Consider the following 25418-nt stretch of genomic DNA (forward strand, 5'->3'; position numbering starts at 1 on the left):
CAACAGACTAACCCATAGCTGTGGCGTTTTAAGCAGGCGAAGCACACCAGATGTTGCGTTGAGCGATTTTTGGACCCATAGATTGGTAGAGGCCATTTCCGTCCCCACGAGAGGGTATGTCGAACGCTGGCCCGTCTGATTACCGAAGGTTCGTCTATGACTTCCGACACCGCCATGGGTCCGCTCGATCAGCCCGTTACCGTCCATATCTGGCGCGAGAAGTACCGCCACGGGAGCGAGGCGACGCCGTCCGACACGTTCGCGCGCGTCGTCGGCGGCGTCTATGCGAACGACGATTCCGCACAGGCGGCGAAGGCGCTTGCAGCACTGGAAGCCCGTGACTGGGTACCGGGCGGCCGTATCTTCGCCGGCGCCGGCACGACCAAGCGGGTCACGTGGATCAACTGCTTCGTCAGCCCGACGATCCAGGATTCGATGGACAGCGAACCCGGCCTGCCCGGCGTGGGGATCATGCCCGCGCTCAACGTCGCGGCGTTCACGCAGCAGCAGGGCGGCGGCATCGGCATGGATTTCGGCACTTTGCGCCCCGACGGCGCGGTCGTCGGCCGCACCGGATCGATCTCGTCGGGCGTGATCCCGTTCATGGCGATGTGGGACGGGATGTGCGTCACGATCCGGTCGAGTGGGTCGCGGCGCGGTGCGATGATGGGCGTGCTGCCCGTCTGGCACCCCGACGTGCTGGCGTTCATTTCGGCCAAGACGCGCAAGGATTTTCTCAAGAACTTCAACGTGTCCGTGACGGTAACGGACGATTTCATGGCGGCACTGGAGGCGGGCGCAGACTGGGACCTGGGCTTCCACGTGCCGCGTGCGGACGGCGAGCATGTCGCGGTCGGCGAGAAGGACGGCCGTCCCTGGTACGTCTATCGCCGGCTGCCCGCCGCCGAGTTGTTCGACCTGATCACGCGCACGACCTATGACTATGCCGAGCCCGGCGTAATCTTCATCGATCGCGTCAACCGGCTGAACAACCTGAACTATTGCGAGACGATCGCCGCAACCAACCCGTGCGGCGAGCAACCTCTGCCGCCCAATGGCGACTGCGACCTCGGCCATGTGAACCTCGCCAACATGGTGCTGAGTCCGTTCACGCCCGACGCGGCGGTAGACTGGGACAGGCTGCGCAGCGCGGTGCAGGTCGGCGTCCGGTTCCTCGACAACGTCCTCGACACGTCGCCCTTCCCGACTCCCGAACAGCGCGCCGAGGCACTTGCCAAGCGCCGCATCGGCCTCGGCTATACCGGCCTCGGCAATCTGCTGCAGCAGATGCGCGTGCGCTATGGCCGTACGGCGGCTGCGCTGGTCGAGGAGATCGGCAAGGCGATCGCGATCGAAGCCTACCGCACGTCGGTGGCGCTCGCGCGCGAACGTGGCACCTTCCCGGCCTACGACACCGAAGCGTTCGCCCGAGCGCCGTTCCTGACCAGGCTGCCGGCCGACCTCGTCGCCGACATCCGCACCTACGGTATCCGCAACGGCGTGCTGCTCACGCTGGCGCCGACCGGCACGACGTCGATCTTCTACGGCAACGTCAGCTCGGGGGTCGAACCGACCTTCAGCTGGCATTACGATCGCGCCGTTGTGATCGAACAGACCGCGACCGACCAGACGCTCGAACGCTTCGAGGTACAGGATTACGGCTGGTACCTCTACAGCCGGATGCCGGGCTTCGACCCTGCCGCCGCCCTGCCCGACTATATGGTCACCGCACTCGAACTGTCCGTCGACGATCACATCGCAGTCGCCGCCGCGGCACAGGCGTGGGTCGATGCGGCGATCTCGAAGACCATCAACTGCCCTGCCGACATGCCGTACGAGGCGTTCCGCGAGGTCTATCTGTCGGCATATCGCGAAGGCATGAAAGGCTGCACGACCTATCGCCCGAGCGGCATTCGCGGGTCCGTATTGTCGGTGAAGAGCGACTCGACCGAAGCCGAACCGGTCGTCGCGCCGCCGTCGGCCTCGACGTCCGACGTACTGACCCGCCCGCAGGTGCTGAGCGGCAAGACGGTGAAGATCAAGTGGCCGATCGATGGCGAGAATTACTACCTGACCATCAACGACTATGTGCATCCCGACGGTCGCCGCGTGCCCTTCGAAATCTTCATCTCGACCAGTTCGGTCGAGAATTTCGAGACGATGGCGGCGCTTACCCGGACGTTGTCGGCGGCGTGTCGGCGCGGCGATGCGACCTTCCTGTTCGAGGAGCTGGAACGCGTCCATTCCCCCAAGGGTGGCGCGCTCGTACGTCTCGATCACGAAACCAAGGGTAGCTACGCCCCCAGCCTGATCGCCCTGATCGGCCGCATCCTGCGCCAGCATTCGGAGCCCGAACCAGCGCTCGCGCTGGAGGCGACCGGCGAACAATGCCCAAGCTGCAAGCGCCACACCGCGCACATGCTCGAGGGATGCCTGACCTGCTATCAGTGCGGGTACAGCAAATGCGGGTGAGCACGCTTCGCTAGCGGGACAATGACTGTCGAAGCCGCTGACGGTCGCCGAGGGTGTTCCGACACCCTCGGCGACTACCGTTCGGTATCATGAACGGACAAGCATCGAGCTTGGATAGCGCGAGGCGGAACCTGCCAGCTAAACCGTGCTCGGCGTTGACCGCTACTCTCGGCGCTGTCCGTCGAACATCGTCGTCGTCCGGCCGCCTACCCAGACCTGTCCGTTCTCGTCCTGCGAGACGCTCACCCGTCCATCGCGGCCGATGCACGATCCCTGCGTGGCGACGTAGCGATCGTTCGCACGACCGCTGGCGAACAGCCATTGCCCGACCGAGGCGTTCAGGCTGCCGCAGACCGGGTCCTCGATCAGCGCGCCGTGCGCGTCGCTGAAGATAGCGCGGATCTCGAACGCGACATCGCTGCCGGCCGGGTGCGGGCCGACGATACCGATGTCGATACGACGGGTGTGATGGCGCGCATGATCGACCGCCAGGACCTCGGCAGCCGAAGCAAGCATCACCGCGATCCAGCCCGGACCGTTGTCGACCCATTGCGCGTCGACGATCGCGGCCCGGTCGATCCGCAACAGGTCGGCCACTTCGGCGATCTCCGTCTCGGTCGGTGCGCCGCTGCGGATCAGCGGTGGCGCGGCGAACGCGAGCCGATCGCCGTCGCGACGGACATCGACCAGACCGACGCCGCATTCCTGCACGACCATGCCGTCGCGTTTCGGAACACCCCCTGCCTCCAGCCACGCATGGCACGTGCCGAGCGTCGGATGTCCGGCGAACGGTAGTTCGCGTGCGAGCGTGAAGATACGGACGCGGTAGTCGGCGAGCGGGTCGGTCGGTTGCAGCAGGAAGGTGGTTTCCGAAAGATTGAGCCAGCGCGTGATCTGCTGCATCTCGTCCGCGGAAAGCCCTTCGGCATCGGCGATGACGGCGAGCGGATTGCCGGTGAACGGATCGGTGCCGAACACATCGACGAGCTTGAAAGATTTGGTCATGAGCGGTTCTCCGATACGTGGTGGTCTTGCCAAGCCTGCGACAGCAACGGCGCGGCGACCGCGCGAACCGCGCCGTCGACCGCCTCGCGCCAGCAGGCAGTGGCTTCGACTGCCCTGGTCACTTCGCGCAGACTGCCGCCGGCACCGCCGCATACTGCCGTCGCCGCACGACCGATACGATTCAGCGCACGGCGCGCCGACGCCGGCGTGGTCGCTGACACATCGGCGCGCGCCACCGCGACGGCGTAGCGGGCGGGACCGATTTTCACCTCCTGCGCCATGGCCGGCGTGGACAGCGCTGCAAGGATCGATGCGACGGGAACGATAGTCTTCATGATAGCCTCCTGTGCGATGACCGATGCCGAATTGCGGCTGGCCATGACAGGGACGGATGCGTACGATCGGGCCGAACTGTATTGGTCAAGAGAACGGTACGATGGCAACGAACATGCAGGACACGCGGACCGGACAGGTCATGCACGTCATCCGCGATCGGATCGAGCGGCGCACGCTGACGCCCGGCGCGCGCCTGCCCTCCGTGCGTGCGATGGCCGAGACGATCGGGTTCTCCAAATCGACCGTGGTCGAGGCGTATGACCGGCTGGCCGCAGATGGCACGATCCGGTCGCGGCCGGGTTCGGGGTTCTACGTAGCCTCGCCGCTCGCGCCGCTCGCGCTCGACCGGCTCGGTAGCGCGGTCGAGCGCGAGGTCGATCCACTGTGGATGCTGCGCCAGTCGCTTGCCAACCAGTCATCGAGCGAGGGTGGCAAGCGACTGATGCCTGGATGCGGCTGGCTGCCCGACGACTGGCTTGCGGGCGATGCGATCCGCAAGGGGCTGCGCGCCGCCGCACGGTGTACGCGCGATGGCGTGCTGACCGGATATGCCTCGCCGCAGGGATCGCTACCGTTGCGCGCGCTGCTGGCCAGACGGCTCGCTGCACAGGGCATCGACGCCGCGCCCGACCAGATCCTGCTGACCGACAGCAGCACGCATTCGCTCGATCTCGTCTGCCGCTTCCTGCTCGAACCCGGCGACACCGTGCTGGTCGACGATCCGTGCTATTTCAACTTTCTCGCCCTGCTGCGCGCGCACCGCGTCAGGGTGGTCGGCGTCCCGATGACGCCGACCGGGCCGGACGTTGCGGCGTTCGCAGCCGCGCTCGCGGAGCACCGCCCGCGCTTTTACCTGACCAATTCCGCTGTCCATAACCCGACCGGCGCCACGCTGGCGGCGGCGACCGCGCACAAGCTGCTGAAGCTCGCAGAAGCGCATGACCTGGTCGTCGTCGAGGACGACATCTTCGCCGATTTCGAACACATCGTCGCGCCGCGGCTCGCTGCATTCGATGGCCTCGACCGCGTGATCCGGATCGGCAGCTTCTCCAAATCGCTCTCCGCCGCCGTCCGCTGCGGGCATATCGTCGCCCGCCCCGACTGGATCGAGGCGCTTGCCGACCTCCGCATCGCGACGTCGATGTCGGGCAACCCGCTGTCGGCGGACCTGCTGCACGGCGTTCTGACCGACGGCAGCTATCGCCGGCATGTCGAGACCGTCCGTGCCCGGCTCTCACGCGCGATGGCGCGAACGGCGAAGCGACTCCGCGCGGTCGGAATCGAACCGTGGATCGAGCCCGACGCCGGGATCTTTCTCTGGGCGCAACTCCCGGTCGGGATGGACGCGGTCGCGCTAGCCCGTGCCGCGTTGGCGCAAAACATCGTGCTCGCGCCTGGCAACGTGTTCAGCACCAGTGGCGGTTGGAGCGATTATGTGAGGTTCAACGTGTCGATGTGCGACGACGAAGCGCTGTTCACGTTTCTGGGCGAGGCCTGTCGACACGCCATCCGCTAACGATCTCGCTCACTCATGGCGGAACAGGTTGTCCGCCATGTGATCGACGAACACCCGGACCTTCGGCGCAACGTGGCGGCTCGACGGCCATAGTGCCTTGAACACGCCGCGCGTACCGACATGGCGATCCAGCACCGTCGTCAACGTGCCGGTCTCGACCGCGCGCGAGACCGCGAAGTCTGGCAGACAGGCGATCCCGAAACCGGCCTCCGCCATATCGACCAGCGGCTCGATCGTGCTGGCCGATGCACGGACCGCCAGCGGCGGGTCCACCGCTATGCCGTCGATCTCGATCGGCCAGCGCTCGAATTTGCCCGTATTCGGATAGCGGTGCAGCAGGCAGGCATGCGCGGTCAGATCGGCGGGCTGTACCGGCGTTCCGCGACGCGCAAGATAAGCGGGCGACGCGACGATCGCGTGGCGAAAGCCGCCGATCCTGCGGCTCATCAGCCGACTGTCGCCGCCCTCGCCGGTACGGATGACCACGTCGAACCCTTCCTCGATCACGTCGACCAGTCGCTCGGTGAAGTCGATGTCGAGGCGAATGTCGGGATAAGCGGTCATGAAACTGGAGATCGCGGGCATCAGCAACATGCCGACGATCGGCAGGCTGACGCGCAGCATCCCGCTGGGGCTGGTCGCCCCCGCCCGCAGCCCTGCTTCGGCATCATCGAGATCGGACAGGATCTTGCGGCATCGATCGAGGTACGCCGCGCCCTCCTCGGTCAGCGCCATGCCGCGCGTGTTGCGGTGAAACAGGCGGATCGCAAGCTCCTCCTCCAGCCGCGCAATCGCCTTGCCGATCGCCGATGCGGACAGCCCGAGCTGTCGCCCGGCTTCGACGAAACTGCGTGTTTCGGCTGCCTGGACGAAAGCGCGCAGCGCTCCAAGCTTGTCCATCAGCGCAGATCATTACGGAATGTTCGTCCGCTCTGTCGATCGTCCATGCCTGATTTTCCCCGATGCCATCCGCGCTAGGCGGGACGGCGACGCTGCGCAATGCGACGTCGGGAGAATTGCATGCCCGAAGCTCTTACCTTCAGCATCACGACCCGTGAGGCTGGGCCAGCCCCGTTCCCGTTGTCCGGGCTGCTCGCGCTCGCGACCGCGGGGTTCATCACGATCCTCACCGAAGCCCTTCCCGCCGGGCTCCTCCGGGAGATCAGCGAGGATCTGCACATAACCCAGGCGATGACCGGTCAGCTCGTGACGATCTACGCGATCGGCTCGCTCATGGCGGCGATCCCACTGACTGCTGCGACCCGGTCGATGCGGCGGCGACCGTTGCTGCTCGGCGCGATCACCGGCTTTGCGGTGGTCAACACAGTCACCGCGGTATCGAGCGATTATGCGGTCATCATGGGTGCGCGCTTCCTGGCCGGCGTATCGGCTGGGCTGCTCTGGGCACTGCTCGCCGGCTACGCCACGCGAATGGTCGCGCCGCATCAGGCGGGCCGCGCGATCGCGGTCGCGATGGTGGGCACGCCGATCGCTCTGTCGCTTGGCGTGCCCGCAGGGACGTTCCTCGGCGGCACGGTCGGATGGCGGGTCAGCTTTGGCATCATGACCGCGCTCAGCGTGGCGCTGATCGGATGGACGCTATGGAAAGTCCCCGACTTCGCTGGCGAGACCGGTGGCGACCGTCCCTCCTTGCGCCGCGTGTTGACGATGCCGGGTATCCGCCCGATCCTGTTCGTCACGCTGACCTTCGTACTCGCGCACAACATCCTCTACACCTACATCGCGCCCTATCTTCAAGGCGCAGGACTGGCCAGTCAGGTCGACCGGATCTTGCTTGCGTTCGGTATCGCCGCGTTCGGCGGCATCTGGGTGGTCGGCGTACGGATCGACCGCTGGCTGCGCGGGCTCAGCATCGCCAGCGTCATGATCTTCCTTGGCGGTGCAATCCTGCTCGGCGTCGGCACCACCGCACCGGCCATCTATGCTGGCGTGCTGATCTGGGGCCTTGCATTCGGCGGCGCGGCCACGCTGTTCCAGACGGCGTCGGCCCACGCTGCGGGCACGGCCGCCGACGTCGCACAGTCTATGATCGTCACCGCCTGGAACATCGCAATCGCTGGCGGCGGGCTCATCGGCGGGTATCTTCTCGAGACGCGCGGTGCCGGCGTGTTGCCGTGGAGCCTGTGCATCCTCCTGGTACCGTGCCTGGTTATCGTCCTGACTGCCAGACGGCACGGCTTTCCGTCCGCCGCACAGATTTGAGCACGGCGGTCACCAGTTCAGCCGCAAGGTTCGGGACGCGGCGACGCTCCGGTTCTGCGAGCAGGCCGCTTCAACAGCAGGATCAAAGCATATGGCGTTCCGTATCCAGGGTCTCGATCCCAGCCAGTTCAGTCATATGTTCGGGCTCTCTGACACCGCGTTGACGCGCATTGGCGCCCAGCGCCATGTCGTCGACGCCAAGCCCGGCTTTCCCGATCGCATCGAAATGCGCGATCTCGACATTGGCGAGACGGCGATCCTCCTCAACTTCGAGCATCAGCCGGCAGATACTCCCTACCGGTCACGCCATGCGATCTACATCCGCGAAGGCGCCGAGCACGCGTCGGACCTGCTCGACGCCATCCCGGACGTGCTTCGCATCCGGACGATTTCGCTGCGCGCGTTCGACGCATCGGGCGCCATGATCGACGCAGACCTTGCGGAGGGTACCGAGCTGGCGGCCCTGATCGCACGCTTTTTCGCGAACCGGGAAACGGCCTATCTGCACGCGCATTATGCAAAGCCAGGCTGCTACGCCGCGCGCATCGTCAGGTCGTGACGAGCAGCCGATCACCGGTGCTGCTACCAATGCTCGCGTGATCGTGACGATGCGTGTGTGACGATCGATCGCTGGTTTACGCGATCACACTTCGAGAAGTTCAGGACCGTGTTTGCAGAAAGAGTATCGTGCTCTCGATGCCCAGCTGGAGGGTTTCGCCTGCTCTGCGAATCGGCGTCCGATCTCTCCGCTCTGAGCTAACCGTACTTCACCGAAGGCAGCCAGTGCCGGCGGGATTGCCGCACGATATCGATCGCAGCCATCCCGCCCCGGACCATTCAGCCGTGCCGCATTCTCAGCTGACCGAACCGGTCCGCATCAACTCGCGCACGTCGGCTGCGATTTGATTATTGGCGCCGAGCCGCTCGATCAACTGCGCCTGACGGCTCCCGCGCAAGCCTGCGGTGGTAAGCTGCTTGTCACGGACGTAGGTGTAGACGCCGCTGACCGCGAATGCCGAAACATGCGCGATGTTCGCCTTTTGCGCGGGCTGTGTTGCCTTGAAGGTGTCGGACTCAAAGAACGCGCGGCGTGTCAGCGGGCTTTCGAATGCCAGTTCCATCACCGCGATCAACGCACGCTCGTCAGGTACGAGGTGATCGACGTTGGGCGCTGGAGGCGCAGGCTCGGCGTTGTCGTACCGGTCCGGCAGGTGCAGCCGCAGCTTCAGCACCGCTGGGTCGGCGGCCAGCGTTTCGGCGAACTCGGTCATGTAGGTGCCGAACGTCTCGGCGTCGTTGCCCGCCGCGCCGAAGTGGACGTGGATGCGGTCGAAGCCGTCGTCGCCATTGGGGATCGGGTCGGCGATGCGGTCGATCAGCGTGCGCGATCCGTCGGGCAGCGCATAGGCGACGGTGGCGGCGAACATGTTCTGCTCGTCGGCGAACAGGATGTGGCTCGCCGCGTTGAAGACGTCCTGGTCGGCCTTCGAGGCGAAGCCGATCTCGACGCCGCCATCGAGTTCATAGTGCGCGAACGGCGCGATGCCGTCGATCGCCGGCCAGAGATGTGCGTCCTGCTCGCGGTCCAGATGGTTCTGGACGTACCAGGCGAGACCCGGGATGCGCGAGCAAAGCGGGCCGTGGACGTCGCGCCAATAGGTCGCGAACACGTCGTGCGGCACGCGGGGACGGCGCAGCACCGTCGTGTAGCTGTTGATCGCGATGCTGTCGTCGCGCGTCGCATAGTCGGTGGTGGTCAAGGCTTTGGGCATGGGGGTGATCCTGTCGGTGAGGGGGTTCAACGCGCGTCGGTCGGGAAATGCGGCAGGACATGCGTCGCGAGTTCGTCGGCGACGTCCGCGAACGGGCGCCGGGAGGGCTTGGGGTTGAGCGCGACATGCGCGACACCCTCGTCGCGCTGGCGTTTCCAGAGTTCGATCAGCGCGTTGCGGCCGCTCCTGATCCCGCCCGCGGCATATGTCAGCGGTGCATCGGGGGCGGCCAGCAGGTCGAACATCGCGCCATAGCCGTATGGCTTGTACGCCCCGCCGGCTGTCGCCGCCCGCCAGCGCGTGAGCACATCGGGCAACCGCCGAGGGTCGCTCAGATGCCAGATCCAGCCGTCGGTGTTCTCGCCGAGCCACTCCAGCGTCTGCCCGGCCCGACCGATCGCAAGGATCGGCAGTCGCGGTCCGACCGGCTTCGGTACCAGGTCGATCGTGCCGTCGAGCGTGCCGTAGTGGCGTGAGGCGTGGCGGGCGAACGACTGTTCGGTCGCCGCGCGAATGACGTCGATCGCATCGCGGTAGCGATCGGGGCGGTTGCCGAGATCGCTGTCGAACGCCGCGAACTCGGACGGGCGGTCGCCGGTCGAAAGGCCAAGCAGGAACCGCCCGCCCGCCAACTGGTCGACGCTCGCCGCCTGCTTGGCAACGATCAGTGGGTCGCGCAGCGGCAGGACGATCCCTGCCGTACCGATCGCGATCCGCGTGGTCTGATCAGCAAGCCAGCCGGCATACACCATCGGATCGAGGATCTGTCCGACATCGCCGAAGCTCGGATCGTAGAACGGCACGTCACGCAGCCAGATCGCCGCGAAGTCGAGCGTATCGACTTTTCGCGCCAGCGCCGCATGATCCGCGAGCGTCGGCCATGGCGCGTTCGGATAGGCTTCGAGCGGGGCGATGAACCCCAGTGTCAGCCGGCCGGGCTGAAACACGCGCGCATAGGCGGGATGTTCGGCTAGGTCCGGGGTCAGCGCCTTCATCACTGCGCGCTCCAGGCCTTCAGCCGGTTCACCACCGGCGTGACCAGCACCGCGAGGATCGCGATCGCGGCGGCGACATAGCCGACCGCGCCGAGGCCCATATGCTGGATCACCGACCCGCCGATGATCGCGCCAAGCCCGATCCCGGCATTGGCCATCGAGACATTGAGCGTGCCGGCCAGTGCCTGTGCATGGCTCGCCGACTGCATCACGCGCACCTGACAGATCGGGTAGAGCGCGGTGTTGGCGATGCCCCAGATGGCGAGCGCGACCACCAGCCAGACGTGCGAGCCTGCGACCAGAGTCGTCGCGGCCATGCCGATTGCTAGCACCAGCGACGTGATCGCCGTCACCAGCAGCGGCCCGCGACCGACGAACTGCCCGCCCAGCCAGTTGCCGGCGAGACCGACGATGCCGAAGCCCATCAGCCACCAGCCGACCTGTGCCGCCGGAATATGCGCGATCTGCTCGAGCGTATCGGCGAGATAGGTGTAGGCGGTGAACATCGCGGTAAACACGATCACCGACAGCACGACGTTGCCGAGGAAATACGGGTCCTTCAGGATCCGCGCCTGTTCGGCCAGCCTGACACGCACGGGGCGTGCCAGCGTCGGCATCACGACGAGCAGCAGCACCGCCATCAGCAGCGACAGCCCCGACAGGCCCCAGAACGTCCCGCGCCAGCCGAAAGCAGTCGATGCGAGCGTGCCGAGCGGAATACCGAGCACCATCGCACCGGAGATACCGAGATAGACGTTGGCGACGGCCTTGCCCGCTTTCTCTGGACCCGCCAGTTCACCCGCGGTCTCGCTTGCCGTGCCCCAGAACACGGGGAGCGCGAGGGCCGGCAGGAACCGCGCAAGGCCAAGCACCCAGATGTCCGGCGCGGCCGCCGCGAGCGCGTTGGCGGCGGCGAAGATCACGAGGATCGCGACGAACAACCGCTTGCGCTCGAAATGCGACAGCATCGCGGTCAGGAACGGTCCGGCGAGCATCACCGTGAACGCGAACAGCGTCACGAGCTGCCCCGCAACCGTGATCGAGATGTCGAGATCGCGCGCGAGGCTCGGCAACAGCCCGACGATGATGAACTCGGTGGTGACGATCACGAACGCCGAGATCGCCAACAGCAGCACGGCGAGGCCGTGGCCGGCGGACTTGGTGCCGGGTGGTGCGGGGTGGATCGGTTGGCTGGGGGACGACATTGGCAAGGCTCCTGAATGGCGGCCTCTCTACGCGCGACGAAAACACGCGTCGTGCGGCATTAATTCGTGCATGGCGCGACAATAATTCCACAATGGATAGTCAGCCATGATCCCGTCCGAACGCCTCAAGGGCATCGAAGCCTTTGTCTGCACCGCCGACGCCGGCAGTTTCACTGCGGCCGGCGTGCGCCTGAACCTGACCAACTCGGCGGTCAGCAAGAGCGTCGCGCGGCTCGAGGCGCGGCTCGGCAGCCGGCTGTTCGAACGTACCACGCGCCGCCTGACGCTGACCGACGTCGGCGCGGCGTTCTACGAGACGTGCGTCCGCGTGCTCGGGGACCTCGCCGATGCCGAAGCGGTGCTGGCGGCGCATCGCTCGGAGATCGTCGGGCGGCTGAAGGTCGACGTGCCGATCGCCTTCGGGCGGATGCAGGCGATGCCGTTGCTGCTCGCCTTTGCCGAACGCCACCCGAACCTGCGCCCGAGCATCACCTTCACCGACCGCAAGATCGATATCGTCGAGGAGGGCGTCGACGTCGCGATCCGGATCGGCGCGTCGGAGCCCTGGCCGGACAATCTCGGTCACCGCTATCTGGGCAGCGAACGCGTCATCGTCTGCGCCGCCCCCGCCTATCTCGACCGCCGCGGAACGCCCGCCAGCGCCGCTGCGCTCGGCGAGTTCGACTGCATCGGCTACGGCCGCGGCGATGGCAGCACCATCAACTGGCGGTTCGCCCGCGAGGGCGGGCAAGTCGAAGAGCACCCGGTGGAGGCCCGCATCGTCCTGGGCAGCGCAGAGGCGCAGGTCGGCGCCGTGAAGGCGGGGTTCGGGATTGCCCAACTCGCGACGTGGCTGATCAAGGACGAACTCGACCGCGGCGAACTCGTCGAGATCCTGCCGGAACTGGCGACCGTCGGCTTGCCGCTGCACCTTGTCTGGAGAAGGAGCCGCCAGCTCACCCCAAAGGTCGCCGCGCTGCTCAAGACCCTGACCGAGGGTTTGCGGATCGAGTGACGGCCGAGGTTCGAGCGTTCACTCCCTCCGTGACACACGGTATCCAAATGTAACAAGATATCATTGACGATGTTACATCATATCCCCCATAGGCGCTCGCGACGGGACGCACGGGTGGCGCCCCTGCTTAACTGCCGAAGGGGGATCATCATTTTACGCCAGTCCATGCGTACCGCCTCGAAGGCTGGTGCCTTTCCCATTGCCATCATGCTGACCTGCACGCCGGCGCTCGCCCAGTCGGACGACGATACCCGCGCCGATCGCGAGCGTGAGGAAATTACGGTTACCGGCGTGCGCCAGCCGTATCGCGGCAACTTCGCGCTGCGTGAGATCCCGCAAGCGATCGCGACGATCGACGCCAAGGTGCTCGAACAGAACACCCTGTTACGGCTGACCGACGCGCTGGACCTGAATGCGTCGGTCGTGCGGCAGAACACGTTGGGCGGCCTGTGGGACAGTTTTGCCGTCCGCGGATTTGCCGGCGATGAGAACCTGCCCAGCGGCTATCTGGTCAACGGCTTCAATGCCGGGCGTGGCTTCAGCGGCCAGCGCGACGTGGCGGGGATCGAGCGCATCGAAGTCTTGAAGGGCCCGGCCGCCGCGGTGCTCGGACGGGGAGAACCGGGCGGCTCGATCAACCTGGTAACGAAACAGGCCGAACTCGGCCGCACCTTCGGCACCGCATCGCTGCAATATGGCAGCTTCGACACGGTTCGCGCCGAGGGTGACGCGAACGTATCGCTCACCGATACGCTGTCTGCGCGGCTTATCGGCTACGCCGAGAGCGGGGATAGTTTCCGTGATACCGTGCAGCAGAAGCGCTGGGGGTTCCTGCCGTCGATCGGCCTGAAGCTGGGTGACGCGACGCGCCTTACCTACGACTTCGAGTGGACACGGGTCGAGGTGCCATTCGATCGCGGGATCGTCGTTCTGAACAACAATTTCGACACGGTGCCACGCTCGCGGTTCCTGGGCGAGCCGAGCGACGGTGATACCGTGGCGCGCGCCACGGGCCACCAACTGCGCCTGCAACACGATTTCGACGACCGCTGGAGCCTGTCGGTCGGCGCCAGCCACCGCGACACGCTCCTGACGAGCTTGTCCTCCGACGCCGAAACGCTTCGCTCTCGCCAGAAGCTCTACGTCGACGGCCGGTCGCTGTCGCGCCAGCGTCGCTCGCGTCGCTACACCTCCGAGCACAGCGTATTGCGTGCCGAACTTGCGGGTGAGTTCCGCACCGGCACGCTGCGTCACCGTATCCTGCTGGGTGGCGATTTCGATTATTTCGACACCGACCAGCTTTTCACCCGGTATCGCGGGCCCGTCGTGACGGCGAACACGACGGACCAGGCAGGCTATGTGCTCGACCTCCAGAACCCGGTCTATGGCCGATACCCTCCGCCCGTCACCGCGCCGATCACCAACCGTCTGGATATCCAGCGCACGATGGGCGCCTATCTGCAGGACCAGATCAGCCTGACGGACCGGTTGCAGGTCCGCGTTGGCGGGCGGTACGACGATTTTCTGCTGCGGGTGGACAATCGCCTCACCTCCGTGCTCGGCCGACGCAGGCGTAGCCGCCTCAGTCCACAGGCCGGCATCGTCTACGCGGTGAGCACACCCGTCTCACTCTATGCCGCGTACGGCGAAGGCTACCGCGCCAATATCGGTGCAGACGCCGGTGGCAACGTGTTCGAACCCGAAACGAGCAGGTCGATCGAAGCGGGCGTGAAGCTGACGGCGCTGGGTGGCAAGCTGACCGGCACGCTGGCGGCGTATCAGCTTACGAAAACCAACGTTCTCGCAACCGATCCGCTCAACCCCGGTTTCTCCGTTGCGATCGGCAAGGCGCGGAGCCGGGGCATCGAAGCGGATCTCAACGGCCGTCTTCCGGGGGGCGTCGACGTGCTCCTCAGCTATGCCTACACGCATGCCGAAGCACGATCGCGCGTGCTGGATACGAACTTCTCGTTCCAGATCGAACCGGGCGACCCGCTCATCAACATCCCCAAGCATAACGTGAACATGCAGGCGGTGAAGCGCTTCAGCCTTCAAGGACGCGGCGCGTTATTCGGTGCAGGTCTGCAATATGTCGGGAAGCGCAACGGCGAGACGGGCACCGATTTCACGCTGCCGTCACACACGCTTTTCCGGGTTTTCGGCCAACTCGACATCATCGACGGGGTGCAGCTGTTCGGCTCCGTCACCAACCTGTTCGACGAACATTGGTATGCCAACAGCTACTCGCCCGTCTGGGTTCAGCCGGGCGCGCCGCGCACCGCGACGATCGGCCTGCGCACGAGCTTCTGAATCGAGATCACCATGCGCTTGCCATCCTTCCTGTCGATCATCTTCGCCGTCCTGGCCGCGCCTGTCGTGCAGGCGCAGCAGGCGTCGCAGGCGTCGCAGAGTCCCGAACTTCCCGCGTCCGTCCTGCCGCCGGCATCTCGCTGGTCGGGGACGAGCGAGCGGCTGATCGTCGCCAAGGACGATCCTTGGATTACGCCGGCCGAAAGCACCGGCTTTGCGACGTCGCCAAGCTATGGCCAGACCCGCGCATGGCTGGAGCGGCTCGATGCCGCCTCACCGATTATTTCGATCGAGACGTTCGGACGTACGAGTCAGGGGCGCGATATGCTCATGGTGCGTGCAAGCAAGGGCGGTTCGCGCAAACCCGTGGTCCTCGTCCAGGCGGGTATTCATGCGGGCGAGATCGACGGGAAGGACGCAGGGCTGATGCTGCTGCGCGACATCGCCCTGCGCGGGAAGGATTCGCTGCTGGACGAGGTCGATCTGGTGTTCGTACCGATCTACAATATCGACGGCCACGAAGCGAAGAGCCGCTGGAACTTTCCGGCGCTGCGCGGGCCGCGCGAGAAAGGCCTCGCCGTCAACGCCCGCAACATCAACCTCAATCGCGATTATGCCAAGGCGGATGCGCCCGAAACGCGCGCGATGATCGCGCTGCTGCAACGGCTCGATCCGGCCCTCTATGTCGACTGCCATGTCAGCGATGGCTTCGACATGCAGTACGACATCACCTTCACCTATGCCGGCTGGGGCCGCTATGCCTATCACCGTGCTACCGCCGACTGGCTGATGGGGCGTTTCGGACCGACGGTTACAGCAGCGCTCGAACGCGGTGGCCATATTCCGACGCTGTATCCCAGCCCGATCTACACGCGTCAGCCGGCCAGCGGTATCCGCCAGGCGCCCGAGGGGCCCCGATACTCGACCGGCTATGGCGATTTCATCGGCGTGCCGACCGTGTTGGTCGAAAACCACATGCTCAAACCCTATCGGCAGCGCGTACTCGGAACCTATGTCCTGCTGGAAGCGGCCCTCAAGCTGGCAGCATCGGACAAGGATCGCATCGTCACGGCGAAGACCACCGATCGCGCCAGCCGCCCCGCCACCCTGCTGACGAGTTGGAAGCGCGCAGCACAGCCGATCGGCTGGATCGACGCGTTCAAGGGCGTGGCGTTCGAACGATATCTTTCGCCGGCGACGGGCCGCATGGAACAGCGCTGGACAGGCAAGCCCATTACCTTCCGCATGCCGATCATCGGTCAAGAGCCGGTGAAGACGGTGACGCTGCCGATCGCCTGGTGGGTGCCGAAGGAGCAGGCAGAGGTGCTCGATCGCCTTCGTCTGCACGGCATTCGGTTCGACGCGATCGAGGCCCCACGCACTCTCACGCTCGACCGTACCCGCGTGGAGAACCCGGCCGTACAACCCGCGCAGGACGGCCGTTTGCCACTGAAGGCAGCGTTCCGGCACGACACGGCGACGGAAACGCTCCCGACCGGCACGATCCGCGTACCGTCCGATCAACCGCTTGGCTTGCTGGCCGCCGCACTGCTCGAGCCGGAAGCGCCGGACTCGTTCCTCGCCTGGGGCTTCTTTCCGGAGATGCTCTCGTCCCCGCCCGGGGCCGAAGCGTTCGTGCTCGCGCCGCTGGCCGAGGCGCTGCTCGCCCGAGACGATCGGGTACGGGCCGCGTTCGATACGAAACTGAAGGCCGATCCGGCGTTTGCAACCTCCCCCGAGGCTCGCCTGGAATGGCTTACGGCCCGGCTGCCCGATCGTAGCGCATTTTACCGGACATACCCCATTCGTCGGGAACTTTAGGCAGTCGTCATCGGCGCGCGATCACGCCGGACGACACCTCGGCGAACCCGAAGGGCATGGTACCGGCTCAGCTATCCACATCGGCGCCACCCTCGCCGAACCGCCGCCACGCGGCATGGATGAGCAACGCCATGACCAGGTCCTGGAAGAAAAATTGGCTGACGCTCAGCATTCCGATGATCGGGCCCCAACCGAACATCATCGCGCCGGTGCCGCGAACGAGGAGGATCAACCCGACATAGCGGATGAGCCCCGTTCGATCCCACGCGACGGCGCGCAGGGTAATGACGAAGCGTGCGACCAGACAGGCGATCACCGTCTCGGCGAACAGCAGGTAACTCGGCACCAATATGTTGGGCCCGTATGGCACCAGATAGACATCCGGATGCATATGCCGCGCCGACCACGCGATGATCGGGGCGAGCAGCGACGCCAGCATCGGCCTGAGGACGAAGAGGCTCGCCGCGGCCAGCGCGACCGCTGCCATGAACCGGAACGCAGTGCCGCGTAGAAACGACACGGCCATGACGGCAAGCGTACCCAGAATCAGGTCATGAAGCGCCTCCTGGACAAACCCCGCGACCCCGCCGCCGAAGTCTGTCGTCGTCAGGCCGGCCATGAGCCCGGTGCGGAAAATGCCGTTCATCGTCGCGAACAGCATTCCGACGATCAGGCCACGTGCGAGACCGTGAAATCGACTCAGCCAAGGCAGTGCGGCCGCGGCCAACGCCACGAGCCCCAACGATTGCGCAATCGGATAAAGCAGCCCCAGCCTGCCAAGCCCCTTCGGTTCGGGAAAAGGCACCCAGAGCACCTGCAGCATCACGACGTGAATGCTGAGCGAGACGACTACGATCACCGCGACCGCGCCGGCTAACGCCACGAGGTTCGGGAAGACGACGCGTGGGTTGGTAGCGGTCATGCCGGTCGTGCTACCAGATCGATGACACATTGATCCAGATCAAAAAGTTAAAGAACCCGTTGATTAATCTACGTAGTTCTCCGGCTCAGACCCTTTCCGTGTCGCATCGTCCGTGCCCGCGAGATGGCCAATGTTTCCTGCGAGGCGACGTACCATGGCGCTCCCGACCAACTGCTTTTCGCAATTGACGGGCATGCCGCCTCGGTCCTGCTATTTTTTCCGTCCCTCGTGGCACTGAATAGCCCCCGCGCGTTGTCGCGGTTCCTTATGGGAGTGGGGTATCATGCCGAAAACACTGACTATTATCGGCATGGGTGCCTGTGGCGTCGCCGCATTTGCCGAAGCCGTGACGCGCCTGCGCTACGATCCGGGCGATGGCTGGACGATCCATTTGGTCGAGCGCGACGACCAGCTCGCGCGCGGGCTAGCGTTCGGTACCGAGCAGCCTGGGCATCTCCTGAATACCGAATCCCGGCTGATGGGACTGTACGACCGCGAGCCGGGTCATTTCCGGACCTGGCTCGAGGCCCGGCGCGCGGCAATGGGCACGCCGCTCGATCCCGATGGCGTGGAATACCCGCAACGGCGCGAGTATCGTATGTACATGCAGGACGTCTTCGAGCGCGCCTTGGAGGACGCACGCGCCGCCGGAATCCCGGTCGAAATCCACCGTGCGGAAGCGATCACGCTCGACGGTGACCATTCCTCGGCGACGATTGAATTCTCGGACGGGTCCTCGATCGCGACCGACGTCGTTCTGCTGACGATCGGCACGCCCGATCCGGACAGGTTCGGCAACCTCGACGGCGTGTCGGGCTATTTCGACTCCCCCTACCCTTCGCAGCGCATGACCGATGGCATCGACCAGCATCAGCCGGTCGTCATTCTCGGCAGCGGGCTCAGCGCGATCGATGCGGTGATGACGTTGCTCGACACCGATCATCGCGGTCACATCCACCTCGTTTCCAAGGAGGGGCTGTTGCCGCGCGTGGAGATCCCGGCCCCGGAGACCGGCTACGAACGCCGTCACCTCACGCTGGAAAACGTCCACCGCCTGATCCGCGAACGCGGCACCGCCTTTTCGGTCGTCGATCTTGTCCGTCTTTTCCGTATGGAAGCCGAAACCGCCCTGCTCCATCCGATTGATTGGCATGCGGAGGATCGCCGTGGTCGTGACTCAGAGGCTGCATTGTTGCACGACATCACCGTGGCCGAGGCCGAAGACGAACCTTTCCAGCGCATTCTCACGGCCGCTCGTCACGATTCGACCGCGATCTGGAATCTGTTGCGCCCCGTCGACCAGAAACGGTTCGGCAAATGGCTGGCGCCGCATTTCGCCGCCGCACGCTTCGTGACGCCGATGATCAACGCACGTCGTATCGCCGACGCCATGACGCGGGGTTTGCTCAGCGTACGCGGACTCGTCGACGAAACAGTCGCGGACGAGAACGGCGAAGGCTTCGTCGTCCGGTTCGAGAATGGCGAGACGCTTGCGGCGCCGATCGTCGTCAACGCCACCGGCCAGGCCACGACGCTGGAAGAGATGAAGGAGCCGCTGATCCGGGATTTGCTCGAAAAGGACTGGTTGCAACCGCATCCAATAGGCGGCGCGATCGCGCACCGTGCCACCTGCCGGGTCATTTCCGCGACACGCGATGCACCGCGTCTTTACGCGCTCGGCCAGTTGTTGAATGGCGAACTGCGCGACACCAATGCCGTGTGGTTCAATGTCGAATGTGCGGGCCGCGCGATCGATGACATTCTGCGCCAACGATGAGCGCGCTCGGTAATATCGCATCGGCACTCCTGCCACTCTACGGCGTGATCCTGATCGCATGGGCTTTCGGCAGCCGCGTTCCCTGGGCAGCAAAGCTGTTTTCGACGATCCTGGTCTTCGGCCTCATTCCGTTGCTCGTGATCGACAAGGTGCTTGCCGCCGAAACGCGGCAGCTGATGGTGATCCCGCCAATGATGTTCTTGGTCGCGGCACTGATGAGCATCCCGGCGCACCGACTGGCAAAGCGACTTGGCGACGACTTCGACCCAAAGCTGCTCTCCGCCTCTTTCTCGTTCTTCAACGTCGCATTTTTCGGGGTTCCGGTCAGCCAGGCGCTGTTCGGGGACGTCGGCGTTTCGACGGTGATCTGCGCGTATATCGGCAGCGCGCTATACGGCGACACGGTCGGCTATTTCCTGATCGCCCGTACCAAGGAAGGCACCCGCAAGGCAGCGACCAAGGCGCTGCGCGTACCCGTCGTCTATGTCATCATCGGTGCGATCATCGCAAAATGGGCGGGCGTCACTATGCCCGAGGGGGCGGCTCCGATCGTATCGATAGCCGGCACGCTGGTCTCCGTCCTCGGCATGGCCGTGATCGGTCTCAATCTCGCGGAAACCAGCGGCGAGGATTGGCGACCACAACTGATGGCGCGCATTCTCGCGATCCGGCAAGCAAGCGGACTGGTTCTGCTCGCCGCTGCGCTCGCGGCGGAAGCGGCGTTCGTCGGCATTTTGAGCCCTCGTGACCGCGTGATCGTCGGGCTCGTCGCGCTGTTCCCGATCGCCAGCAACGTGACTCTGTTCGCAACGCTTCTCGATACCAACCGCAAGGCAGCCGCAATCCTCGTCGCGCTGTCCAGCCTCGTATCGCTCGTGCTGGTTCTGCTCGTGGTCGGCATGTTCCATTCTGCGATACCGGCACGCTAATCGCGCGGTATCGCATGATCCCTCGCGGCCGTATCGACGCCATTGGCTCGCAGGGGGCGTCGCCCTGCGAGCCAAATCGACTCAATCCGCCGTCATCACCGCCAGCAGGTCGTCCACATCCGCCACGGCGAACGCCGAATATTCGTCGCCGATCGCGTAGGGCAACAGGATGCGACGGTTCTTGATTAAGGCGCCGCAGCTGTAGGTGACGTTCGGCACATAGCCCCCGCGTTGCTCCGCGCTGGGAAACAGCAAGGGCGACGCGGTCCGCGCCAGCACCTTGGAGGGATCGTCCTTGTCGAGAAGACAGGCACCGATGCAATATCCCCGGACCATGCCGACGCCGTGCGTCAAGACGAGCCAGCCCTCGTCTATCTCGATCGGCGATCCGCAATTACCGAGTTGCACGAACTCCCACGGATACTTCGGCGCCATGATCGGCGCTCCGGTTTCCCACGTATAGAGATCGTCGGAACGCAGCAGCCAGATGTTTTCGCTGTCCTGCCGGCCGAGCATGACGAACTGATTGTCGATCCGTCGGGGGAACAGCGCCATTCCCTTGTACCCGGTCATCGCCCCGGCAAGCGGCCTCATCTCGACCCGGCGCAAATCGACGCCGCGCAGCATTTCCTGTCGCGCATTCTTGCCGTCGAACGCCGTGTACGTCCCGATGACGCTGCGGACACCGTCGTGATCGGTGAAATTGACGAGGCGCAGATCCTCGATGCCTTGGCGCTGGCTGGGCAGCACCGGGAAAATGACCGTCTCCGACGCATCCTGGCTATCCTCGCATAGCAGGCGGACCCAACCATCGTCCTGACGCTCGATGCGAGGCGGTACGCCGTGGGCGCTGGGGGGGTCGAGTACCAGTCGATCGCCGGGGCCCCATTCGCCGGTGCGGAACGTGATCGACGAAATATGTCCTTCACCGATCCCCCGCAACGACATGACGAAGCGGACCGCGCCGGGCACCGACGCCTCTTCATCCGCGAGCAAGACGATGCTGGGATTGAACAGCGCGGCGGACTCGAACGCGTATTCCTGACTGAAATACGCGCCGATCAACAGCTTTTCATCGTCGTTGAAGTCGCTTTCGCCGATATCCTCTCGCACATCTTCGAAGCGACGAAGCAATACCTGCTCGACGTTGCGATGGCGTTCGCGCATCGGAGTCAGCAACAAGTCGCGCATCCTTTCCCGCATCGTGTCGTCGAGTGCCCGAATGCGGTCCACCACGACCTGGCTGCGGGGTGGATGTCCCGCTTTGAAAGCCGAGGGATAGCCGAAGCTGAACGGCCGGATCACAGTGCGCGACGGATCGGGTTTCATCTCGACATCGAGCGTCGTGAAGACATCGGCAGCGTTCATCGGCATCGGCCCTTCTGATGTTTTAGCGAGCGAGCGCTCGCGACAAACAAGGTAACGATGCCGGGCCTCTCGCGATCCCGCACTCGCGTCGGGCCGACGCCTGGCCGGCAGGGCGCGTATCCTGGATGCTCACGAAGCCCTTTCCGCTCTCGATCTGGAGATTGCGTCGGAGACGACGTTCCTGCCCGACAACATAAGATGCTCTGGCAGTCGAAAGGGCGATTTCCAGCGGGCCGCAAGGAACGAACTCCATCGTCCCCGCGCTCGATAGCGAGAAGGAGACATGGAATGGACGACAATCGAGTTTGGGGCTTTGAGGAAAGCCTATGGACCGGCGATGCCGAACAGTACCGCGCGCTGATCGACGACGAGTGCGTCATGGTCTTGCCGGAGCACCCCTTCGTGCTGACCGGCACGCAGGCTATCGAGGCAGTGGCCAATACGCCGCGCTGGTCGAAGGTGCAGTTCAGCGAGCAGCAGATCATGCGCCCGCAAGAGGGCCTGATCGCGATCGCCTACAAAGCGGAAGCCAGCCGCGATGATTCGACCGGTTACACTGCGTATTGCACTACGACGATGCGGCGTTTGGAGCACGAAGAGTGGCGCGTCATTCAACATCAGCAAACGCCTGCGTTGATCGCAAGCGCGGCATAAACCCCGACAATCGCTGAATACACGCGACGGTTTCTCGGTGCGGTCAATCTTTCCGCCCGCGAAACCGGCGCGGTGGTCGGGATACTCCCGGGGCAGGTAAAGACGTCGGCGCATACGGCACCGTGCGCGATTCCACATTTTGTTCGATCCACCGAAAGATTTTGGTTTTTTTCACTTCACGAGTCCAAAGCCAGATTCATGAATGGTCTAATCTCTCGTCTGAGACAGCTTCGGCAATCCGATCAGGCGATCGCTGATGCCGTGCGCGAAACGCTTGTCGAGTCGCTCTATGCCTCACCGAGGTCGCTGATAATCGGTGCGCTGACGAGCAGCGCTATCACGGCGACCGTATCGATCGTCAGCGGCGATCGAGCCATGGTGATCTGCGCAATCGCCATCGCGATCGTCGCGTGCATCCGCATCGCCGACGCCGTGCGTCTCGAACTTCGCGTTCCCAAGCGAGCCACGCCGAACAAGGCACCGGGCCGCCGTCGGGAGATCGTGTATCGGGTGGGGGCTCTCTGCTATTCGGCGCTGCTCGGTACGTTCGGATTGCTCACGCTGCTGAATACGAGCGACGGCGTGCTGCAACTGCTCGCGGTGACGACGACGATAGGCTACGCCGCCGGGATCGCAGGGCGCAATGCAGGGCGCCCATGGATCGCGCTGGCACAGCTTTGTTGTGCGTCCCTGCCGCTGGCGGTCGGATTGATCGTCTCGTTCGATGTGCTCAAGATCGTTCTCGCGGTCGTCATCATCCTGTTCGTCGTCGCGATGATGGACATCACGCTACAGACGTACAGCGTCATCCTGAAAGCGACCCTGGCGTCGCGGGAAAAGGCTGCGCTTGCCGAACATCACGCGGCAATCGCCCGTCGCGACGATCTGACCGGCGTGGCCAACCGGACGGCGTTTCGCGAGCGATTCGAAGCTCGCCTGCGCGCGCTGGACGGCGGTAGCCAATGGTTGGCGATCCATTGGATCGACCTCGATCGGTTCAAGGAAATCAACGACTCGTTCGGGCATCTTGCAGGCAATGCCCTCCTCGTCTGCATAGCCGGTCGACTGGACGAGGCGTTCGGAAATGCTGGGATCGTCGCACGATTGGGGGGCGACGAATTTGCCGTAGTCTGTGAGATCGAACACCGGGATGCCGCAAACTCGATCGGGCACAGGATCATAGAGTTGGTGGAGCGGCCCGTCGATCATGACGGGCGCCTGCTACGCGTTGGCGCATCGCTGGGGATCGCAATCGCGCCCGCCGACGGCGCCGATGCCGATACCCTGCTCAAAAACGCGGATCTTGCCCTCTACCGGGCAAAGGATACCGGACGGGGGCGTATGTGCTTCTACGAACCGCTCATGGACGAGAAGGTCCAGCGCAGCAGGGATCTGGCGCTGGAGCTGACGGGAGCATTGGAGCGGGGCGAGTTCCACGTGATGTTCCAGCCTATCTTCGATCTTGCCGGCGAGCGCATATTGTCGTGCGAGGCACTGCTGCGATGGACCAATCGTCGGCATGGTCCGATTTTGCCAGCCGAGTTCATTCCCATCGCGGAAGACAACGGTCTGATCGTCGCCATCGGCGGGTGGGTCATCCGCGAGGCGTGCAAAGCTGCGAGCGAATGGCCGGGTGACGTGCAGATCGCGGTCAATCTGTCGCCGATCCAGTTGCGGTCGGCCAATCTGCCAATGGTCATCATGGGGGCGTTGGCCGCGAGCGGGCTGCCCGCCGAACGCCTGGAGCTGGAAGTGACGGAGTCGGTCCTGCTCGACGACATCGATGCGTCGCTCGCCGCTCTCAATGCGATCAACCGCCTCAACGTCCGCACGACGCTGGACGATTTCGGGACGGGCTATTCCTCGCTCAGCTACCTGACGAAATTCCCGTTCCAGACGCTGAAGATCGACCGCTCTTTCATCACCGACCTGGACCAAAGTCCCGCATCGGTCGCAATCGTCCAGACCGTGATCGAGCTTGCCGCCAAACTGGGCATGCGGACAGTTGCCGAGGGCATAGAGACGCAGGCCCAACTCGATCAGTTGCGCCGCACCCGGTGCGATGCGGTGCAGGGGTTTCTGCTCGCGCGGCCGATCTCGGCAAGCATGGTAACCTCCATGCTTGCCGGGAGCCGGCTCGAGGCGAATGGGCGGTCCTGAGTAACGAGCGCTTTACGCTGCCTTGTCGAGCAATCGGGTCTGGGCGCCGACCAGCCGCCGCATGAGCTTCAGGTCCGCCTCGCTAAGCCGGAGTGCCGCATCGGCCCAAAGGTCGACGACCGCCTCGAGCTCGCGCAGCGGTAGCGGATTCACCGATCGAGACGCCTCGTAGATGGCGCAGTGACCACTATGCCGACGCCGGTTCTGTCGGATATAGCCCTCGACCTCGGCACGCCCCTGGCCGGGATTGGCGAGCGCATGGACGATTCCCAGGTCGTACAGTTCTTCTGCGGTGTAGGTCCTGCCGCTGAGGATCATCTGCTCGGCACGCGCGGCCCCCAGGCGTCGGGACAGGAAGCAGTGCGCTCCCATCCCCGGGAAGAGACCGAAATTGGTCTCGGGCAGCCCGAACTTCGTTCCGCGTTCGGCAATCACCACGTTGAACGACAGCAACGCCTCAAACCCACCCCCCAACGCGTCGCCTTCGACCAGGGCAATCGTGATGATCGGTTGTTCCAGGCTGAGCATGTTCCGGTGGAGTATCCGGACGCACGCACGCCCATAACGAACCAAAGCGGCGCGATCCCCGTTGCGGATATGCGTCGCAAAGAGATCGAGATCTCCCCCCAGCGAGAAGACGCCAGGAAAGCGAGACCCGAGCACGACGTACCGGATCGGCATGGTTCCGGACGATCGGACTGTGCAGATGTCGTTTTGCCACCCTGCGAACTCAACGAGCAAATCCGGGTTGAAGCTCGGTCGACTACGCTGACGCATGTAGGTCCAGAGCGTATCGAGCTCGGAATCGAACCGCGTTTCCAAATCCACATAGGCAAACGGCTGCCGGCCTAGCGGCACGCGTAGGGGGTCGGCCACGGTTCCATGTCGCGACCCGTTTTCGTCCGCTGGAACAACAGGAGCAAACTCGATTGTCATAA

Annotated in this window: 20 protein-coding genes; 11 read left to right on the plus strand and 9 right to left on the minus strand. The window is 64.6% G+C overall.

What is annotated here, in order from left to right; genetic code table 11:
* The first annotated feature begins 156 nt into the window (after positions 1-156).
* Positions 157-2472, plus strand: a complete 2316-nt coding sequence (locus IFT67_RS01770) for an adenosylcobalamin-dependent ribonucleoside-diphosphate reductase (RefSeq protein ID WP_197982888.1) — start codon at positions 157-159, stop codon at positions 2470-2472.
* A 162-nt stretch (positions 2473-2634) separates the two neighbouring features.
* Here the strand turns inward: IFT67_RS01770 and IFT67_RS01775 are convergent, their stop codons facing one another.
* Both IFT67_RS01775 and IFT67_RS01780 read right to left on the minus strand, forming a co-directional pair.
* The gene (locus tag IFT67_RS01775) at positions 2635-3477 is read right to left on the minus strand and encodes a PhzF family protein (protein ID WP_192144816.1); all 843 of its coding nucleotides are present in this window, start codon (positions 3475-3477) and stop codon (positions 2635-2637) included.
* Complete coding sequence (locus IFT67_RS01780; protein WP_192144817.1) at positions 3474-3812, minus strand: UrcA family protein; 339 nt, start codon at positions 3810-3812, stop codon at positions 3474-3476. Before IFT67_RS01780 ends, IFT67_RS01775 begins: the two co-directional genes overlap by 4 nt.
* Before the next feature lie 101 nt (positions 3813-3913).
* On the opposite strand from IFT67_RS01780, the gene IFT67_RS01785 reads away from it, so the two are divergent.
* A complete protein-coding gene (locus IFT67_RS01785; RefSeq protein ID WP_192144818.1) occupies positions 3914-5329 on the plus strand; it encodes an aminotransferase-like domain-containing protein in 1416 nt (471 codons plus the stop codon).
* 9 nt (positions 5330-5338) lie between these two features.
* On the opposite strand, the gene IFT67_RS01790 is transcribed toward IFT67_RS01785, so the two are convergent.
* Positions 5339-6229: a LysR family transcriptional regulator gene (locus tag IFT67_RS01790; RefSeq protein WP_192144819.1), complete on the minus strand. Its 891-nt coding sequence runs from the start codon at positions 6227-6229 to the stop codon at positions 5339-5341.
* A gap of 120 nt (positions 6230-6349) precedes the next feature.
* Between IFT67_RS01790 and IFT67_RS01795 the strand changes: the two genes are divergently transcribed.
* Both IFT67_RS01795 and IFT67_RS01800 read left to right on the plus strand, forming a co-directional pair.
* On the plus strand, positions 6350-7552 hold the full coding sequence (locus IFT67_RS01795; protein WP_192144820.1) for an MFS transporter: 1203 nt from the start codon (positions 6350-6352) through the stop codon (positions 7550-7552).
* Between the two features lie 91 nt (positions 7553-7643).
* Positions 7644-8111, plus strand: a complete 468-nt coding sequence (locus IFT67_RS01800) for a DUF1203 domain-containing protein (RefSeq protein ID WP_192144821.1) — start codon at positions 7644-7646, stop codon at positions 8109-8111.
* A gap of 295 nt (positions 8112-8406) precedes the next feature.
* Here IFT67_RS01800 and IFT67_RS01805 read toward each other — a convergent pair whose 3' ends face one another.
* From IFT67_RS01805 to IFT67_RS01815, 3 genes are read right to left on the minus strand one after another with little or no spacing between them, the layout of a single operon-like run.
* Entirely contained in the window at positions 8407-9324 is a 918-nt protein-coding gene (locus tag IFT67_RS01805) for an EthD domain-containing protein (RefSeq protein ID WP_192144822.1), read from the minus strand.
* Between the two features lie 26 nt (positions 9325-9350).
* On the minus strand, positions 9351-10319 hold the full coding sequence (locus IFT67_RS01810) for an LLM class oxidoreductase (protein ID WP_192144823.1): 969 nt from the start codon (positions 10317-10319) through the stop codon (positions 9351-9353).
* Positions 10319-11524 carry an MFS transporter gene (locus IFT67_RS01815; RefSeq protein ID WP_192144824.1) on the minus strand — a complete coding sequence of 402 codons (1206 nt, stop codon included), beginning with the start codon at positions 11522-11524 and terminating at the stop codon, positions 10319-10321. The genes IFT67_RS01810 and IFT67_RS01815 overlap by 1 nt, the downstream gene beginning before the upstream one ends.
* 106 nt (positions 11525-11630) lie before the next feature.
* Here IFT67_RS01815 and IFT67_RS01820 point away from each other — a divergent pair, with 106 nt between their 5' ends.
* From IFT67_RS01820 to IFT67_RS01830, 3 genes are all read left to right on the plus strand, one after another.
* On the plus strand, positions 11631-12539 hold the full coding sequence (locus IFT67_RS01820) for a LysR family transcriptional regulator (RefSeq protein WP_192144825.1): 909 nt from the start codon (positions 11631-11633) through the stop codon (positions 12537-12539).
* A 165-nt stretch (positions 12540-12704) separates the two neighbouring features.
* The gene (locus IFT67_RS01825) at positions 12705-14849 is read left to right on the plus strand and encodes a TonB-dependent siderophore receptor (protein ID WP_192144826.1); all 2145 of its coding nucleotides are present in this window, start codon (positions 12705-12707) and stop codon (positions 14847-14849) included.
* 12 nt (positions 14850-14861) lie between these two features.
* Positions 14862-16670: a M14 family metallopeptidase gene (locus IFT67_RS01830; RefSeq protein WP_192144827.1), complete on the plus strand. Its 1809-nt coding sequence runs from the start codon at positions 14862-14864 to the stop codon at positions 16668-16670.
* A 67-nt stretch (positions 16671-16737) separates the two neighbouring features.
* Here the strand turns inward: IFT67_RS01830 and IFT67_RS01835 are convergent, their stop codons facing one another.
* Positions 16738-17553, minus strand: coding sequence for a hypothetical protein (locus IFT67_RS01835; RefSeq protein ID WP_192144828.1), 816 nt, complete (start codon positions 17551-17553; stop codon positions 16738-16740).
* 322 nt (positions 17554-17875) lie between these two features.
* Here IFT67_RS01835 and IFT67_RS01840 point away from each other — a divergent pair, with 322 nt between their 5' ends.
* A complete protein-coding gene (locus tag IFT67_RS01840; protein WP_192144829.1) occupies positions 17876-19369 on the plus strand; it encodes an FAD/NAD(P)-binding protein in 1494 nt (497 codons plus the stop codon).
* Positions 19366-20298 (plus strand): AEC family transporter, encoded by a 933-nt coding sequence (locus tag IFT67_RS01845; RefSeq protein WP_192144830.1) that lies wholly within the window; start codon positions 19366-19368, stop codon positions 20296-20298. The genes IFT67_RS01840 and IFT67_RS01845 overlap by 4 nt, the downstream gene beginning before the upstream one ends.
* Positions 20299-20379: 81 nt before the next feature.
* Here IFT67_RS01845 and IFT67_RS01850 read toward each other — a convergent pair whose 3' ends face one another.
* The gene (locus IFT67_RS01850) at positions 20380-21666 is read right to left on the minus strand and encodes a glycoside hydrolase family 130 protein (protein WP_192144831.1); all 1287 of its coding nucleotides are present in this window, start codon (positions 21664-21666) and stop codon (positions 20380-20382) included.
* Positions 21667-21954: 288 nt separating this feature from the next.
* Here IFT67_RS01850 and IFT67_RS01855 point away from each other — a divergent pair, with 288 nt between their 5' ends.
* Together IFT67_RS01855 and IFT67_RS01860 are read left to right on the plus strand one after the other, a co-directional pair.
* On the plus strand, positions 21955-22320 hold the full coding sequence (locus tag IFT67_RS01855; RefSeq protein ID WP_192144832.1) for a DUF4440 domain-containing protein: 366 nt from the start codon (positions 21955-21957) through the stop codon (positions 22318-22320).
* Positions 22321-22581: 261 nt separating this feature from the next.
* Positions 22582-24480 (plus strand): EAL domain-containing protein, encoded by a 1899-nt coding sequence (locus IFT67_RS01860; protein WP_192144833.1) that lies wholly within the window; start codon positions 22582-22584, stop codon positions 24478-24480.
* 12 nt (positions 24481-24492) lie between these two features.
* Here IFT67_RS01860 and IFT67_RS01865 read toward each other — a convergent pair whose 3' ends face one another.
* Positions 24493-25356 (minus strand): crotonase/enoyl-CoA hydratase family protein, encoded by an 864-nt coding sequence (locus tag IFT67_RS01865; RefSeq protein WP_342450530.1) that lies wholly within the window; start codon positions 25354-25356, stop codon positions 24493-24495.
* Positions 25357-25418 lie beyond the last annotated feature (62 nt).

This window comes from Sphingomonas sp. CFBP 13728 (genome assembly GCF_014841895.1).
Classification (GTDB): Bacteria; Pseudomonadota; Alphaproteobacteria; order Sphingomonadales; family Sphingomonadaceae; genus Sphingomonas.